Source organism: Candidatus Hakubella thermalkaliphila (assembly GCF_013281975.1).
In the GTDB taxonomy this organism is placed as follows: Bacteria; Actinomycetota; Humimicrobiia; order Hakubellales; family Hakubellaceae; genus Hakubella; species Hakubella thermalkaliphila.
Genome location: NZ_BLRZ01000396.1, coordinates 1 through 742 on the forward strand (window position 1 = coordinate 1; position 742 = coordinate 742).

Annotated in this window: 1 protein-coding gene; it reads left to right on the forward strand. The window is 43.0% G+C overall.

Annotated elements, in window-relative coordinates; all coding sequences use genetic code 11:
* Positions 1 to 486 precede the first annotated feature (486 nt).
* A partial coding sequence (locus HW443_RS13130) for a hypothetical protein (protein ID WP_219857268.1) occupies positions 487 to 742 on the forward strand: 256 nt, incomplete at its 3' end.

The window sequence follows — 742 nt, forward strand, 5'->3', positions numbered from 1 at the left end:
TATGTTATAATTATACTGGCTAGGGGATTAGGCAGTCAACTGCGTAACTCCTAATGATATAAAAAAGCGCACCACCCCCTCCACTTTATTTCAGATGTTTTTGTTATTCCAATATGATGTGGCTACCATGGATAGGAAAGCTTTTGGACGAATTGGTAGCGAAAATAGGCATTTTTTGAGACTATCTTTTGCCACTGATCTAGCTTCTCTGGAGCTGGGGATACAGCGAATAGCCCTGGCTTCCAAAGATAGAGATGGCTTTTGGAAGCTTTTTAGAGAAGGCAAGAATTTATATTATTAATGGAAACAAAGGAAATTGCTTGTTGAAAGATTGCCACCTGGAGTATAATTTATAATATAAGTCCGCATTTAGAACGCTTGATCAATGGCGATGCGGACATGGAGTCAATGGAGCTTCCATTTCCGATCCTTTGATCTTTCGCCGCACAGACTCCAAAGATATCCCCTAATCCTTCTGGAGAGTAGATGTCGTTGTCGATCACACCTTCTGTAACGGGAAGGGTTGTTATTGGGTTCTCCCTTCCGTTGTTATTAGTAACATTAGTAATGGGTCTGCCGATCCTCCAAGTTCAGGCTCAACCCCTTGAAACTCCTCGTCCACTGGATGTCTTCCTATTGCTGGATCAATCGGAGGGTATGAGGTGGGTAGATCCAGAAAATATCCGGCTAGAGGCAGCCAGGTACTTCACTAAGTACCTGGCTGCTTTTTACACCGACATAT